The sequence below is a fragment of the Priestia megaterium genome (assembly GCF_046599315.1).
Taxonomy (GTDB): Bacteria; Bacillota; Bacilli; order Bacillales; family Bacillaceae_H; genus Priestia; species Priestia megaterium_F.
In genome coordinates this window covers 126,867-142,842 of record NZ_JBKIKC010000008.1, presented here as the reverse complement: position 1 = coordinate 142,842, position 15,976 = coordinate 126,867, and the positions used below count along the sequence as shown (strand labels likewise).

The 15,976-nt window shown below is 38.9% G+C and carries 16 protein-coding genes and 1 pseudogene; 15 read left to right on the top strand and 2 right to left on the bottom strand.

All coding sequences use genetic code 11. The features are described 5' to 3' along the window. Positions 1-92 precede the first annotated feature (92 nt). The 4 genes and pseudogenes from ACLHDF_RS21220 to ACLHDF_RS21205 all read left to right on the top strand — a co-directional run bounded on the left by ACLHDF_RS21220 (position 93) and on the right by ACLHDF_RS21205 (position 3,628). Complete coding sequence (locus ACLHDF_RS21220; RefSeq protein WP_413920611.1) at positions 93-902, top strand: HNH endonuclease; 810 nt, start codon at positions 93-95, stop codon at positions 900-902. Positions 903-1,088: 186 nt separating this feature from the next. Then, positions 1,089-2,018 carry an NAD(P)/FAD-dependent oxidoreductase gene (locus ACLHDF_RS21215; protein WP_413920610.1) on the top strand — a complete coding sequence of 310 codons (930 nt, stop codon included), beginning with the start codon at positions 1,089-1,091 and terminating at the stop codon, positions 2,016-2,018. A 92-nt stretch (positions 2,019-2,110) separates the two neighbouring features. Further along, positions 2,111-2,389 carry a hypothetical protein gene (locus ACLHDF_RS21210; RefSeq protein ID WP_413920609.1) on the top strand — a complete coding sequence of 93 codons (279 nt, stop codon included), beginning with the start codon at positions 2,111-2,113 and terminating at the stop codon, positions 2,387-2,389. A gap of 255 nt (positions 2,390-2,644) precedes the next feature. Then, a pseudogene (locus ACLHDF_RS21205) lies at positions 2,645-3,628 on the top strand (DUF3231 family protein). A gap of 242 nt (positions 3,629-3,870) precedes the next feature. On the opposite strand, the gene ACLHDF_RS21200 reads toward ACLHDF_RS21205, so the two are convergent. After that, positions 3,871-5,055: an iron-containing alcohol dehydrogenase gene (locus ACLHDF_RS21200; protein WP_413920608.1), complete on the bottom strand. Its 1,185-nt coding sequence runs from the start codon at positions 5,053-5,055 to the stop codon at positions 3,871-3,873. A gap of 158 nt (positions 5,056-5,213) precedes the next feature. On the opposite strand from ACLHDF_RS21200, the gene ACLHDF_RS21195 reads away from it, so the two are divergent. From ACLHDF_RS21195 to ACLHDF_RS21170, 6 genes are all read left to right on the top strand, one after another. Next, positions 5,214-6,314: a sugar diacid recognition domain-containing protein gene (locus tag ACLHDF_RS21195; protein WP_413920607.1), complete on the top strand. Its 1,101-nt coding sequence runs from the start codon at positions 5,214-5,216 to the stop codon at positions 6,312-6,314. Between the two features lie 126 nt (positions 6,315-6,440). Beyond that, positions 6,441-7,709, top strand: coding sequence for a GntP family permease (locus tag ACLHDF_RS21190; protein WP_413920606.1), 1,269 nt, complete (start codon positions 6,441-6,443; stop codon positions 7,707-7,709). Between the two features lie 22 nt (positions 7,710-7,731). Then, entirely contained in the window at positions 7,732-8,868 is a 1,137-nt protein-coding gene (locus tag ACLHDF_RS21185; RefSeq protein ID WP_413920605.1) for a glycerate kinase, read from the top strand. A gap of 233 nt (positions 8,869-9,101) precedes the next feature. Further along, complete coding sequence (locus ACLHDF_RS21180; protein ID WP_413920604.1) at positions 9,102-9,665, top strand: alpha/beta fold hydrolase; 564 nt, start codon at positions 9,102-9,104, stop codon at positions 9,663-9,665. A gap of 246 nt (positions 9,666-9,911) precedes the next feature. Then, positions 9,912-10,064 (top strand): hypothetical protein, encoded by a 153-nt coding sequence (locus tag ACLHDF_RS21175; protein ID WP_413920603.1) that lies wholly within the window; start codon positions 9,912-9,914, stop codon positions 10,062-10,064. Between the two features lie 99 nt (positions 10,065-10,163). Next, a complete protein-coding gene (locus ACLHDF_RS21170) occupies positions 10,164-10,379 on the top strand; it encodes a DUF3951 domain-containing protein (RefSeq protein ID WP_413920602.1) in 216 nt (71 codons plus the stop codon). A gap of 9 nt (positions 10,380-10,388) precedes the next feature. On the opposite strand, the gene ACLHDF_RS21165 is transcribed toward ACLHDF_RS21170, so the two are convergent. After that, positions 10,389-11,147 carry a uracil-DNA glycosylase family protein gene (locus ACLHDF_RS21165; protein ID WP_413920601.1) on the bottom strand — a complete coding sequence of 253 codons (759 nt, stop codon included), beginning with the start codon at positions 11,145-11,147 and terminating at the stop codon, positions 10,389-10,391. 196 nt (positions 11,148-11,343) lie between these two features. Between ACLHDF_RS21165 and ACLHDF_RS21160 the strand changes: the two genes are divergently transcribed. From ACLHDF_RS21160 to ACLHDF_RS21140, 5 genes are all read left to right on the top strand, one after another. Next, positions 11,344-11,499: a hypothetical protein gene (locus tag ACLHDF_RS21160; RefSeq protein ID WP_413920600.1), complete on the top strand. Its 156-nt coding sequence runs from the start codon at positions 11,344-11,346 to the stop codon at positions 11,497-11,499. Then, on the top strand, positions 11,487-12,521 hold the full coding sequence (locus ACLHDF_RS21155) for a LacI family DNA-binding transcriptional regulator (protein WP_413920599.1): 1,035 nt from the start codon (positions 11,487-11,489) through the stop codon (positions 12,519-12,521). Before ACLHDF_RS21160 ends, ACLHDF_RS21155 begins: the two co-directional genes overlap by 13 nt. Positions 12,522-12,855: 334 nt before the next feature. After that, positions 12,856-14,115: an ABC transporter substrate-binding protein gene (locus ACLHDF_RS21150; RefSeq protein ID WP_413920598.1), complete on the top strand. Its 1,260-nt coding sequence runs from the start codon at positions 12,856-12,858 to the stop codon at positions 14,113-14,115. Positions 14,116-14,204: 89 nt separating this feature from the next. Next, positions 14,205-15,137, top strand: coding sequence for a carbohydrate ABC transporter permease (locus ACLHDF_RS21145; protein ID WP_413920597.1), 933 nt, complete (start codon positions 14,205-14,207; stop codon positions 15,135-15,137). Continuing rightward, positions 15,137-15,967, top strand: coding sequence for a carbohydrate ABC transporter permease (locus tag ACLHDF_RS21140; protein ID WP_413920676.1), 831 nt, complete (start codon positions 15,137-15,139; stop codon positions 15,965-15,967). The genes ACLHDF_RS21145 and ACLHDF_RS21140 overlap by 1 nt, the downstream gene beginning before the upstream one ends. Positions 15,968-15,976: the final 9 nt, after the last annotated feature.

Here is a 15,976-nt window from a genome sequence, read left to right as displayed (position 1 = left end):
GATAGAGGAAACGATCTGCAAAGAAAACAAAAATTAGTGTATAGTAGAGCTATAAGTACTATAAAAGCAGGACCGCAGTAGGAGGCAATTCATTGATTACGGATTTACAGCGCGGAGATTTCTTCCAAAAAGGACAACGTTATCGCAGAAAACAAATTCATAAGCTTTATAAAGGACAAGAACAAAGCGAAATATCAACGCCAAAAGCGTATCCATATATTTTTATTTTCACAAGAGAAAGCGGAAGTGAATACGGAACAGGACACGGATGGAATAAAGATAAAACCTCTTTTTTTTATACTGGAGAAGGTCAAAGAGGATCCATGCAGCTCATTAAAGGCAATAAAGCGCTTCGTGAACATTTTCAGTCGGGAAAAGCCGTTTATTTGTTTCACTACGTGGAGCCTGGAGTGGTCGAGTTTATTGATGAAGTGACGTATATCAATCATCAATTAGAAATTATGTGGGACTCAGATGGAGAGCTGCGTGAAGCGATTATTTTTGAACTTGAACGAAATCCTGTAATCGAGGAAAAAGCAGCAAAGCTGGATGTTTCAGCTTATTCAACTGAACAACTTCGTCATATAGCGTTAGAGAAAGAAAAAAAAACAAGTGTTTATGAACAAACGGCAGCTCTTAAACAATATGTTCACAAACGCGCGGGAGGTATCTGTGAAGCTTGCGGAGAAAGCGCGCCGTTTATCGCAAGAGATGGAAGCACATTTTTGCAAATGTACTATATATCAAAGCTTTCAGAAGGCGGACTGGCTAGGACAAAAGACGCTGCAGCTCTCTGTCCAAACTGTCATAGTCGTCTACGTTATGGAAAATATAGTGAAGTATATGAAGAAGAGCTTATTACTAAAATTAACAAAAAAGAAACAGGAGAGAAAAATGAGTAGCATCATTTTTTCTTGTGTTATAAAAAGTCGTCTCTAGGCAGTGCAGCTGCTGAGGCGGCTTTTTTCGTGTTTAGAATGACTTCAAAAAAAAATAAAGACAATTAAGCGTATAAAAATAATAGAAAAACAGATAATGAAAAACTGAAGCTTTCGTTTAAAAAATAATAAGAGCTGAGGTGATGGGCTGTGACAGACAAGTATGATTGCGTCATTATAGGTGGAGGAATTGCAGGACTTCAAGCCGCTATTCAGCTTGGAAGATATAAGCGCAATGTATTGGTTATTGATTCAAACGATGGACGTTCCAATCTCTGCAAAAATTATCAAAATATATTGGGGTGGCCTGCGGGAATAAGCGGGCAAACTTTAAGAGAAACGGGAAGAAAGCAAGCCAAAAGTTATGGCATTCAATTTGTAGAAGATCGTGTTATTCAATGTCAAAAAGAATTAGCCGGATTTCACGTTATTACAAACTCTTATACCTACGAAGCAACTACATTACTGCTTGCGACCGGAGTTGTGGACCGGGTTCCGCTTGAACTTCAGCAAGAGTTATATCCCTGTATGGGAAAAACGGTATATGTATGTCCCGACTGCGACGGGTACGAAGTAAATAATAGAAGAGTATTAGTGATAGGGTCGGGAAAAGCAGGAGCCAACTTATCTCTTGTATTAACATATTGGACAAATGATATTACGTATATTAATCATGACAAAAAAGAGATTGGATCTTTAGCAAACACCTTGATGCAAAAAGAAATTACCTATAAAGAAGAAGCAATAAAAAAAGTCATAGCCGAGGCTGGAATGTTAAAAGGAGTAGTTCTTCAAAATGATGAAGCCGTCTATGCAGAAAGAGGGTTTTTAGCATTTGGAGGAAATAAAGTGCGAACAGAATTAGGACATGATCTCGGAGTAGAACTTTTGGAAAATCAGCATATTGCCGTAAATCCCCGTACAAAAGAAACGAATGTTTCAAACGTATGGGCAGCAGGAGACATTGTGGCGCACTCTGAACAAGTTACATTAGCGATGGGAGAAGGGTTACAAGCCGCTATTTGGATACATAAACGACTGTTGGAGCTAGATGGAAAAAAATTTTTTGATAAAAAATAGAAATAGCATGTTTCATTTACTTTTATTGGGGAAATGGAAGAAATAGATAAACATATTTATTGAAATTTATGAAGAGAAGGAGTGGCAAAAAAGTGGTATATAGTCAAGCGGTAAGAAAGCCTGAGTTTCAACAAGCGGAATCGGAAGAGTTAAATGAAGCTATTCACGAGTACATAACTCGTCGTACACGTCACAATGCACCGGTTGTGGATGCGCTTCGATATATTATGACCATTGAACATAAACATGAACGCATGCAGGTAGCGGCAGAGCTATTTGGATCAGCTATTCAGCGTGTAAAAGATCAAGATATTATTCAATATCTAAAAAAATGCGGAAGCTACAGAAGAATTTCTGATACGATGGAATAAAAACGTTTTCTTCAAAAAAGCGCCTTTAATGAAAAGGGGCTTTTTTTGTTTCTTTCATTTAAAAGTGGGGGCAAATACATAGAATTCTTCCAGTTTGTGCATAATAAATGGAGCAGAATTAAATGAAGGAAGCGACAGAGTTTTGTATTTAACTACGTAGAGAAATGGTAAGGTCTAGAATAAAGTCTTCATTACAAATACCACTCTTGAATAAATAGCACTCTACGTATATAGCTCTAGCAGGAGGTTTAGTGTATGAGTCAAGAAATACCGTTAAGTTCAAGTGAAATCGCCACTCTTTGGATGACTTATCAGCAAAAACAATGATTCGAAGGATGTTGGAATATTTTATTACACAGGCAGAAGATGACAGGGCGAAAGAAATTATGCAAGATACGCACATGCAAATGGTGAACTATATTGAGGACATCAAAACAATTTTACAAAATGAAGGGGCTGCCATACCGGTTGGATATACAGAAAAAGACGTAAACTCTATGATAAGATGTTTGATATTATGTTTCTTCGTCTTTTAAAAGAAATTAGTATGGAGCTGCATACGCTGTATTTAACCATGTCCTATAGAAAAGACATGATCCTTTTATATAAAGAGCTTACCGCTTTCAAGCAAGGCATATATGACAAATGTGTAGATTATCTTCAAGAAAAAGACGTGCTTCCAAGACCTCCTGCTGCCTCAGTATCTAAAACAGCTAAGTTTGCTGAAGGTACAGATTACATGAATGGGATTCATTTGTTTTCAAGTAAACGTGCATTAAATACTGTAGAAGTAGCACATATTTATTACGCTATAGAAACCAACGTTCTTGGCATACAAATGATCACAGGGTTTGCTCAAGTAGCAAGTGAACCTGAAGCAAAGAAGTATTTTGTGAAAGGTAAAGAGTTAGCTAAGAAAATTGTAAGTGATTATAGCAAAATTCTTTTGCAAAGCGACATTCAGACGCCTGCTACTTGGGGAGCCAAAGCGACGGAGTCAAAAGTAGCACTTTTTTCAGTAAACTAATGATGTACTGCATAAGTTTGTTCTGCAGCTTTGGGCTAGGAAGCAATGCTCTAGGCACTGTGTTTAGCTTGCGAGGAGATCTTCCTTTTACGCTTGTCAGTACGGCCAAAGACATTTTAACATACGGGCAAGACGGAGGAAAAATCATGGCCAAAAACGGATGGGTTGAGGAACCGCCAAGTATGGAAGACCGAAATGATTTGATTAAATAGAAAAAAGCATGATGTGTGAAGAAAAACTTCTTTCTTAAAAGGAGTTTTTCTTTTGTGTAAAAAACGTCGTTATTTATTCCTTTTCACGGTTTGTTTTTTGAATAAAAAGGATATATAAACTATAAATTTGCAATTTGGCTAATTGTTTTATTCTGCCAGCCTAGTGACCCTAAAGAGAATCGTTTTGTTACAACGGCCAAAGCCGCATGAATAGAACTCCCCCTTGTGTAAGGGGGAGTTTTTTAGTGCAGAGGTTCTATGATAGCGCCATCATAAGCCGATTGATAAATGGCTCGTATGTCTTTTTCATGAAGAGGCAAAGGACTGCGAGCGAGAATTCGTTTTTGCTGGATGCCATCTTCGATCAGCTTTTGCAGTGCACTTTCTGGAATGTCAAATCCGCGGAGCGTCTGAGGAATACCGACGTCTTTGACAAAGGATTGCAGCTGTTGTATACACTGATAAGAAGCTTCTTCTTTCGATAAGAAGTTAGCGTTTCCGCCTAGTGCTTCAAAAATATCCCGCATTTTTGCCACGCAGCTGCTGCGGATATAGCCCATAACATATGGAAGCAATACGGCGTTTGATTCACCGTGAGAAATATGAAACTGCCCACCTAACGGATAGGCAAGCGCATGGACACCGGCAACACCTGCATTAAAAAAAGCAAGTCCTGCTAAGTAGCTTCCGTAGCTCATCTGAGTTCGCGCTTCTTTATCTTCACCATTTTCTACAGCTGCTCTTAAAGAAGAGCTGATCATGCTTACGGCCTGCAGCGCTAAGGCGTCTGTCACTGGATTTGCATTCACCGATACATAAGCTTCAACGGCATGAGTTAATGCATCAACCCCTGTAGCCGCCGTTACTTTAGGAGGCACGCTCAGCGTAAGCTCAGGATCTACAATCGCAGCGTCCGCAAGCAAATAGTCGTGGGTCACAACGTCTTTGGTGCTTTCAAGAGACAGCACAGAAATATTCGTTACTTCTGAGCCCGTGCCGGAAGTAGTAGGAATTAAAATTTTTGGAAGACCTTTTTTCGTAATTTGTTTCGTGCCAGTTAAGTTCAAGTATTCTTCTACAGCTCCGTCATGAACGGCTAAAACTGCCGTAAGTTTTGCTAAATCTAATGCGCTGCCGCCGCCCACTCCAATGACTAAATCAAATTTTCGGCTTTTTGCATAGGATACGAGTTTTTCACCAAGGACTAAAGGGGGCTCTGGTGCCGTATCTGCATATACATCTATTTCGTATCCATTTTTGATAAGAGGAGAAATCACTTTATCTACAAGTCCAATGTCTTTTAAAACAGGATCTGTGACGATTAGAATATGAGCAGGGTGATATTTTTTTACTTCCGGAAGCAGTTGCTGAAGTGATCCCCATCCTGTATAGCTAAGAGGGGTAAAAACTAGTTTTGAGATGGTCATTCTTTCATCCTCCTATATGTACTGTTTTGGTAGCGGTTTCAAATATGTGGTTTTGCTTATACGTATATTATAATGAAGTATCGCAAATTTTTCATTAAATGCAAATCATCTCTCACAAAAAGTTGGGATTTTACTTCATAGAGACAAAGGGTGGGGAAATGTTGAGATATGTAACAAAAGAATTAGCTCAAAAAATTGTGTGTAGAACAATGGAGATTATCGATTGCAACATTAACGTGATGAACGAAAAAGGAGTCATTATTGGTTCGGGTGACAAAAAGCGAATCAATCATATTCATGAAGGAGCGTTAATGGTATTAAAAAACGGCAGCCCGTATGAAATTACCCAGCAGCAGGCTGACTCACTGCGCGGAGCCAAACCGGGCGTGAATTTGCCTATTTTCTTCAACGAAGACATTGTTGGCGTTGTGGGATTAACAGGACTGCCAGAACAGATCCGTAATTATGGAGAGCTCGTGCGTATGGCGTCTGAAATGATTTTTCAAGAAATGATTTTAATAGAAGAAATCCAATGGGATGAACGATTAAAAGAGGAGCTGGTTCATCAGCTTCTTCAACAAGAAGAGCCGCTTGACTCCTTATTTTTTGACCGAGCGAATCGTTTTGATATTAATTTATACCTTCCAAGAATAGCACTCATTGTTACAGCGGAAAACCGCCATAAAGTTATGAAGCTCATAAAGAAATACATAGCTAATAATGACTTATATGCTATGCTTCCAGACGGAGTGGTCCTATTAAAATCTATAGAAGCCGGCAGCGCTAGCCGCTATGTTGAACAGCTGCAAAAACAGCTTCGTGCGTTCGATTTCTCCTATAAGCTATCTGCAGGATCTGTTCAAGCGGACTTTAAAGGTCTTCATGTATCGTATCAGCAGGCAAAAGATACGCTTGCCGTCGGTTCAAAGCTTCATCCAGAAGCTACTTTCTACTGCTATTCTGATTATCAAATTCCTGTACTGTTACGTCAACGTGCCGGTTTTCAAGAAAATCATGATCTTTTGCATCATTATGAGAAGCTTAAGGAATACGACAAGAAAAAAGAACTTATCGAAACGTTAAAGATATACATAGAGGAAAATGGCGAAGGAAGCACGGCAGCTAAAAAGCTTTTTATACATCGAAATACGCTAAGCTACCGTCTAGATAAAATTCAAGATATCACGGGAAAAGATCCAAGAAAAGTAAAAGACCTTCTCGAACTGTATGTAGCGATGCTTCTATCAACCATTTCATAATTGTGCACGTGCATAAAAGATCTTGCGATAGTAAGGTCTTTTTCTGTTGAAATGACTAATGAAAGAATCAGAGACAGCGCTTACAATTAATGCTAAGAATAGGATAAATAAGGAAGGAGATGCTTTATGGACGTTCAAGTAAGCGCATTAGGTGCTATTTGTGCATTAGTGATTGCCATTATATTAATCTTAAAGAAAGTGGCTCCCGCATACGGAATGATAGCAGGGGCTTTAATTGGAGGACTGATTGGCGGAGTTAATATTGCTGATACGGTTAATTTAATGATTGAAGGAGCACAAGACATCATTCCAGCAGTGCTGCGAATTCTTGCAGCTGGGGTATTGGCTGGGGTATTAATAGAATCAGGTGCTGCAGCGGTTATAGCAGAAACCATTGTAAAAAAACTAGGGGAAACAAAAGCGCTTTTAGCTCTAGCGCTAGCCACACTTATTCTTACGACAGTAGGCGTGTTTGTTGATGTTGCTGTTATCACAGTGGCACCTATTGCTTTAGCCATTGCTAAGCGTACGGGTATGTCAAAGCCAGCTATTTTATTAGCGATGATCGGAGGAGGAAAGGCCGGAAATTTAATGTCTCCTAATCCTAACGCTATTGCTGCTTCGGATGCATTTAATATTCCGCTTACATCTGTAATGGCTGCGGGAATTATTCCCGCTATATTTGGCGTAACGGCCACTTATATAGTAGCCAAACGATTAGTGAAAAAAGGAACAATGGTTCAACTTGAGGAAATAGATACAGTGGATTCAAGCAACTTGCCGCTATTTTTAACGGCCATCATAGCACCAATTGTTACTATTGTGCTGCTGGCGCTGCGACCGCTTTTTGATCTTAATATCGATCCGATGGTTGCGCTTCCTGCAGGAGGAATTGTTGGTGCCATTGTGATGAAAAAAGGAAAACAGCTTAATACATACGCTATTTCAGGGTTAGGGAAAATGTCAGGTGTAGCCATTATGCTTCTCGGAACGGGGACATTAGCGGGAATCATTGCTAACTCTCAGTTAAAAGATGTTATTATTCACGGCTTGTCGGCCATTGGATTGCCAGCTTATATTTTAGCCCCGGTTTCAGGTGTTTTTATGTCGGCCGCAACCGCTTCGACAACTGCAGGAACAGCAGTAGCAAGCCAAGTTTTTGGATCGACGATTTTAGAACTAGGCGTTTCTGCTTTAGCCGGAGCTGCTATGGTTCATGCCGGAGCGACCGTACTTGATCACCTTCCGCACGGAAGCTTTTTCCACGCAACGGGCGGAAGTGTAAACATGAAAATGAAAGAACGTTTGAAATTAATACCTTACGAATCGCTTATCGGCCTCATTATGGCGATTATATCCACGCTTATATTTGGTGTATTTAAGCTATACGGCTAAAAATAAAAAGGAGTGTTTGCGCATGAAAATTGTTATTGCACCGGATTCATTTAAAGAAAGCCTAACGGCTCTGTACGTTTGTGAAGCCGTGGAAAAAGGAATAAAAACTCATTTTCCTAACGCGGAAACTAGTAAAGTGCCTATGGCAGACGGAGGGGAAGGAACCGTTCAGTCGCTTGTAGACGCGACGGGTGGCGAAATAATACAAACGAGGGTAATTGGGCCGTTAGGAGAAATGGTGGGAGCTTTTTACGGAATTCTTGGCGGGGGCAAAACGGCTGTTATTGAAATGGCAGCTGCTTCAGGCCTTCATCATGTCCCTATCGATAAGCGCAATCCGCTTATAACAACAACGCGAGGAACCGGCGAGCTGATTCTTAAAGCGTTGGATCACAAAGTAGAGCATATAATTATTGGCATTGGAGGAAGCGCTACAAATGATGGAGGAGCCGGTATGGCAAAAGCTTTAGGCGCAAAACTTCTTGATGCTAAAGGAGCAGAAATTAAAGAAGGAGGCGGCAGCTTAGATCAGTTAGCTTCTATTGATCTTACAAACCTGGATTCTCGGCTTGCTGAAGTCAAAGTAGAAGTGGCGTGCGACGTAGACAATCCGTTAACGGGTGAAACCGGAGCATCTGCAGTATTTGGGCCTCAAAAAGGAGCAACTTCTGATATGGTTAAACAGCTTGACCGTAATCTAGCTCATTACGCAGCGGTTATTCAAAAAGAAATGCATATTCATATCCAGAACGTTCCTGGTGCTGGAGCAGCCGGAGGACTTGGCGGCGGCTTGCTGGCATTTTTATCCGCTGAATTAAAACCCGGTGTAGACATTGTTATTGAAGCAACTCAGCTAGAAAGCTATGTTAAGGATGCCGATCTTGTCATTACCGGTGAAGGAAGAATAGATGGTCAAACCATTTACGGAAAAACACCCATCGGCGTAGCTAAAACAGCGAAAAAGTATGGCGTTCCCGTGATAGCAATAGCAGGGAGCATTGGAGCGGGAAGCGAAGCTGTGTATGAACACGGTATTTATGCTTTATTTAGCGTCGTGCCAGGGGTAGTGACTCTGTCAGAAGCGCTGGAAAAAGCTGATGAAAATATTGAAAGAACGGCTAAAAACGTAGCCTCAGTTATACGTTTAGCCATAAAATAAAGGGGTTACAGTTTTTATTATTCTCTTTTTAGTAAATGTTAAAAGGTCTCTTTCATCAGAAGAGACCTTTTTTTCGTTGAGTGCTGAAGTAAGCTGCTATCATTCTTTTAAAATTTTATAGAAGAAATAGAACTAAACATTTTTTGAAGCGTCATAGTAAGTAAGAAGTGCTAAAGGTTCATTAGCGTTTGCATCTGCTTGTTAGCTGCTGCTTACGGAGAGGAGAGGTAAAAGTGCAAAAAAAGTTTAAGTTCTTGAGAATATTAAGAAACATAATAGTAGCTATGTTAGGCATATGCATTATTTGGGTTGTGACAAATCAAATTATGACAGCGGTGGAAAAGAAAAAGTACCCGCCCATTGGTCAATTAGTGGAGGTTGATGGCAGAGATATTCATGTATATACAAAAGGTAAAGGACAAAATACAATTGTACTAATGAGCGGCTTGGGAACGGCTGCTCCTGCATTGGATTTTGAACCTTTAGTAAATGAACTGTCGAAGAACAATAAAGTTGTGGTAGTAGAGCCATTTGGATACGGATGGAGTGGCGTTACGAATAAAAGGCGCACCGTAGAAAATATTATAAGTGAAATGAGAGAAGCTTTCCAAAAGTCGGGTATAAAGGGTCCCTATATATTAATGCCGCACTCGGTTTCTGGCCTTTACAGCATGTATTACGCTAACAAATATCGAGATGAAGTAAAAGCAATCATTGGAATAGATCCCACATTACCAAAAGCGTTGAAGTATTTTAAAAAAGACACGCCAAATATACCAAGTTTGATGAGTGCTTGAGCGCCAAGTGGACTTGTCCGTTTAGCACTGCTTACTAATCCTAATCAGTATTTATCGCTAGCCGAAAAAGGAACGTATACAACAAAAAATTTAAAAATGACAAAAGCAATATCTAGCTGGAAAGGCTACAATAAAAACGTAATTGATGAAGCAAAAGAACTGAACAACAATATAAATAAAACCGTCGATATAATGATTTATATATAAATGAGTTTCAAGAAAGTTGAGGGGAAAAGGAGAAACACGATGAAAACTCAAATTCGTTTACTGACCGATGAAGAATTAAAAGAAGCGTATGTGTCTACCGAAAGAGGCCAACGCAAGCCAGCATGTTTCTTTGAAAAGAGAGGCTTTAGCATCCATGAATCCCGTATATTGATGATGTTAAATATAGATTGAATTTAAGTAAAAGAATGTAGGAAATCCGCTTTATGGTTTTAGGAGAAAAGGTGCAATAACCAAAAGTAAGCAGCATGTTAAAGTAGGAGGAGATAATTCATGGTTTTTTCGCTGCTAGTTTTAGTCGCTATTTTAATGGTTAGTATTCCGCTGATGGTCATTATTGTTAAAACGGTTTGGCATCGAAAGCTTCCCCGTAATTATTACACGCCGTTTGACTATCTCGCTGCCCAAACAGAAGAAGAGTTTCATGAAGAACAAACTGAACGAGAAATAGAAGAAAGAGAAGGAGATGTTATAAAAAGAAAGAGTTGAAGGTCGTTTTTAGCTCTTTCTTTTTGCAACCCACTTCTCTACAGTTTCCGTAAATTTATTCAGGTGTTCTTCAAATATTCGTTTTCGATGTCCGTTTGCTCCGGATGGATGAGGAAAGCCAAATAGATACGTATGCCGAGAAAGCGAAGGTTCACGTGAAAGTTTTCTTAGGACCTGTTCCACCGCTTTTCCTAAGGGAACAATTAAACATGGATTCGTCACTTCTTTCAATTCTTGTGGAAACACTTCAAAGGCATAGCGAGAAAGAAGCGATGAGCGTTCAATTGGCGGCTGATGCCCGGTATAGTTTTTTCCTTTATAAAATACAGGATATTTTAAGACGGACGTTGTATGCAGCAAATCTCGCTGTGAAGCAAATAACTCAGCGGCACTATTAATGCCCATGGCTTTTGAAATGCCGCATTGATCTAACATTTCTATTAAATTTACTCTCATTGTTCCGCTAAAGCTAGCGGCTTTTTTTGTTTCATACAGCACTTCTTCAAGTGAATGATGCTGAGACAGACTGGAAGTGCATTGTTTAAAAGCGGTTTTCATTTGAAACCAGCCTGGTGTGATGCCGGCAATGACGATATGAGCGTCTGGATTTATGTAATCGTTATGAGGCGAGTAGTACATGCTTAGTTCATTTTCTTGCCGGATTAAAAAGTCTTTTTGCAACAGCTGTTCTTTAGTGAAATTTGTATGGATATGCAATTGCTGAATGGCAGGCAGACATTGTTGAAAATAGGAATGTTGGCTAATCATATGCGCTCTCTTTCTTTATCAGTATCAGTATTTCTTCTTTTATTTTCCCCAATAAACAGTTTTATATCAAAAACAAACAAATTCTTATGAAAAATAATATTTACTAAAAGTTTACTACAATTTTAGTTTGATGAGGTAAAATTGAAGTAATGATAGTAGTGTTTTTGTCATTTTATAGGGAGTATTAACAAAAGAAATGAAGAATTTTGGAGAATATTTTAATGAATTTACTGAAATTTTAAAAATATTTATTGAAAGCGTTTTATTAATGTGCTATTCTTCCAATATAACAGATAAATATTTAGTAAAAATAGAAGATTATAATAGAGAGGTAAAAAGATGGCAACTTTAAAAGATATAGCGGCGTACGCTAATGTTTCGAGTTCAACTGTGTCAAGAGTACTAAATAATGATCATACGCTTTCTGTATCTGAGGTTACTCGTGAACGCATTCTGCATGCAGCTAAGGAGCTGCAATACACGCCAGTGAAGATACGAAAAGGAACGGCAAACGGCAAAGACATAGAGGCTCCAAGAATAGGTATTATTTTTGCTCAGTCTCTTGAAGAAGAGTTAGTAGACCCTTTTTTCTCCTCTATTCGCCATGGAATAGAAAGTGAATGCTCAGAAAAAGAAATTTTTACAGTAAAGTCATTTAGGCTAAAAGGCATGAAGCAAGAAGAGCTGCTGCAGGATCTTGATGGAGTGATTGTAGTAGGAAGAGTTAGTCCAGAAACGGTTCAAGAAGTGAGCGATCATTTAGATAATATTGTTTTTATTAATCACAAAGCGGATGAGGATTTGTACGATTCGGTCATGATTGATTTTGAGAAAGCTACTAAACATGCATTAAATCATTTATTTGACCTTGGTTATAAAAGAATTGGCTATATCGGAGGAACAGAAAGAGAACATTATATCAATGGAAGCTCTATTATTGAAGACCAGCGTCAAACGGTTTTTGAACGCGTTATGCATGAAAAAGAACTGCTTGATTCTGAGAAAGTTTATATCGGCGAATATTCAATGACTGAGGGATATGAGCTGATGGGAAAAGCGATTAAGCAAGGAAATCTTCCACAGGCATTTTTTATCGCAAGTGATGCAATGGCGATAGGAGCGATGCGTGCCTTGCAGCAATCAAATATAAAGGTTCCTGAAGAAGTAGCGATTGTAAGCTTTGATGATGTGGATATCGCAGCATTTGCGAGCACGCCGCTCACAACGGTTAAGGTATATACCGAAGAAATGGGAAGGCAGGCGGTTAAAATGCTAGTGGATCGGTTAAGCGGCAGATCGGTTCCTTTAAAAGTCATGGTGCCGACTAAACTAGTTTATCGTGAAAGCTGTGGAGCTTCACTCAAGAAACAGTAGCGCGAAATTTTTAAAAACGAGGATTGAAAGGGGGTGGTAGAAAAGAAGAATTCATACATAAAGAGTGATAAGGGGGAAGAAAAATAGAAAAATAGAAAAAACCATAGAAAAAGCAGGTTAAAAAGCCCTAGAAACAATGTTACATACTTATTGGCAGATAAGTATGTAAATGAAAAGAAGCCTTCTCATCTCTAGGACTCTTTGAACCTTTGTAAAAGTATAGGATTAAATTATAAGTGACTTTATTTCTTTGTGCAATGGATTTGTCTGTGAGTAAAATGCTGAATATTCAGTTATTTTCAATTTAATAGAGTATAAGGAGGAAAGAAGATAAATGAAAAAGCTTATGTATCTTTTCATTCTATTACTAGTCTTTTCTGTTGTGACAGCGGGCTGCGGAAAGAAAGAAGCGTCAACAGGCGGAAATGGTAAAACGACGTTAACGCTTTTTTCTACGATGAGTAATAAAGGTGAGAGAAAAGCACTTCAAGACGCGATTGCAGAGTTTGAAAAACAAAATCCAGATATTAAAATTGATGCAAATTTTCCGGGTAACGGCTATGAAGATATGCTCCGTGTGAAAATGGGCGCAAATGATATGCCAGATTTATTTGATACGCACGGCTGGTCGCAGCTTCGCTACGGGGAGTACGTAGCGGATTTAAAAGATATGGATTGGGTTCAGCATTTAGATCCGGCGCTAAATCAAATTTTGAAAGATAAAAGCGGCAAAGTGTATGCGTATCCTTTAAATCAAGCGAAAGATGGAATCAGCTATAATGCAACGCTATTAGATAAATATGGAATAAAGCCTCCTAACACAATGGATGAATTTATAACAGCGTTAGAAACAGTAAAAAAGAAAAGCAAAGGGGAAGTAGCACCTCTATGGATTCCTGGAGGAGAAAACGGCAATATTGCTCAAGTTTTTGATCAGCTGGCTACACCTCAGCTTATTACAGCAAAAAATAATAACTACGCTAAGCAGTTGGAAAAAGGAACGTTTAATTGGTCAAACTACACGCCGCTAGCCGAAACGATGGCAGAAATGAAGAAAAAAGGGTTGCTGAATAAAGATGTATTAACCGCAAAAGTATCTCAAGTAGCGGAATTGATGGCTCAAAATAAAATTGCTTTCACATTTGTTGGAGGATCTCTTGGACCGGATGCAACAGAATTAAATCCTGAAGTAAAAGTAGGAACGGTACCGGTGCCGGCTATTCATAAAGGTGGTACGCAAAGCTGGATTGGCGGAGAGCGCTTTACCCTTGCTGTATGGAAAGATTCTAAGCACCTTAAAGAAGCCAAAAAATTTATTGAATTTGTGTCACAGCCGGAAGTTGCCAAAAAGATTGCAGAAGGAACGTCTTCAGCATCGGCTCTAACAAACAATAAAACACAAAACTACTACTCTGAATACTACGATAAGTATAAAGATATTAAAGTAGAGCCATACTTCGATCGAAAGTATTTACCGAGCGGCATGTGGGCAGTGATGTCTTCTACAGGTCAAGAATTGCTAGCTGGAAGTTTAACGCCGAAGCAATTATCAAAGGAAATGGAAAAAGAGTACAAGCGTCTGAGTAAACAATAAAATAATGTGCAAAAGTTCCTTGTTCGCCAAGAAGCAGGGAGAGAGGCGTCTGCTTCTTTTCATCACAAGCTGAAATAGGAGTGAACACGATGAATGAATTAGTCAGGAAAGAGCGGGTTTCCGTAGTAAGAGATACGGAAAAACGAAAGAAAAAATTTAAAACACAATCCTCTTTATGGTGGATGTATCTTCCCGGCTTAGTAATTATCACCGTTTTTATTATCTATCCTTTTATTAACGGAATTAGGCTTTCCTTTACTAATTGGAATGGTTTTTCACAAACATACGATTGGGTTGGACTCCAGCAGTATAAACGTTTGCTTGCAGATCCAACGACTTGGCTTGTGATAAAAAATACGCTGCTCTACGGAATAGGCAGCACCATTTTTCAAAATATTATTGGCTTGTTATATGCTTTACTTCTCAATCAAAGCATTAAAATGAAGGCTTTAACGAGAACAATTGTCTACCTTCCGGTTATTATCAGCCCAATCATTATGGGGTATATCTGGTATTTCTTTTTTGCCTACCAAGGAGGCGCTTTAAATGACCTTCTTGTATTTTTAGGCTTTGAGAAGATTAATGCTTTGGGAACTCCGGAGCTCAACTCTTGGATTATCGTGTTCGTCAATACGTATCAATTCGTTGGAATTGCGATGATAATTTATTTAGCAGGACTGCAAAGTATTTCAAAAGATTACTACGAGGCAGCACAGCTTGACGGAGCATCTGCTCTTCAGCAGTTTAAAAACATCACTCTTCCATTGCTTATGCCTTCTATTACAATTAACGTCGTTTTAAATATTATCGGAGGTTTAAAACTGTTTGACGTAATTGTGGCGCTGACGGGAGGAGGACCTGGAGATGCATCGCAGTCGATGTCTACTTTTATGTATGATTTATATTTTAGAAGACAAGACGCCGGCTATGCAGCAACTCAAGGTGTGTGCATGGCGCTTATTATCTTAGTAATCAGCTTATCAGCACTTTTGTACTTTAAGCGAAAGGAGACAGAAGCGTGATGGACTATACAAATAAACGAAAAAAACGATTTTTTACCTTTCTAGCTCTTTATATAACGCTTGTTCATATTGTCCCTTTTTATATTCTAGTTACGACTTCTTTAAAGGAAACCGGGGATTTTAGTTCAAAATGGGTATTTCCAAAAAGCATACATCTTGAAAATTTCACAGCGGCTTGGGAGCAAGCTAATTTAGGAAACTCTTTTATGAATACGTTTATCATTACGTTAGTTTCGGCGATTCTGCTTATTTTTTTAGGATCAATGGCTGCGTATCCTTTAGCGCGCCGCCAAACGAAATTAAATAAGTACGTCTATTTTATCTTTATTGCCGTGATGGTGATACCGCCTTTAACAGCGTTGGTTCCGCTGTACAAAATGGTGGTCAATATGGGAATGATGAACACGTACCAAATTGCTATTTTAAATAATGTTGCAGCATTTTTGCCGCTAACGATCTTTTTGTATGCAGGCTTCATTCGCTCCACTATTTCAAAAGAGCTTGAGGAAGCAGCAAGAATTGACGGTGCGGGTACATTAACGATTTTCTTTAAAATCGTATTTCCACTGTTAAAGCCTGTTACTGCATCCATTTTAATTATTGCCAGCGTCTATATTTGGAACGACTATCAGTTTGCAATTTTCTTCCTTCAAGATAAGGAAATGCATACATTAACCGTTACATTAGCAAGCTTTTTTGCCGAAAATCAAAATAATCTTAGCCTAGTAGGAGCAGCTGCAACTATTGCGATGCTTCCAATGACTATTTTATTTTTAGTGCTACAAAAATACTTTATTGCAGGGCTTTCATCAGGATCTGTTAAAGGATAAAACCAATTA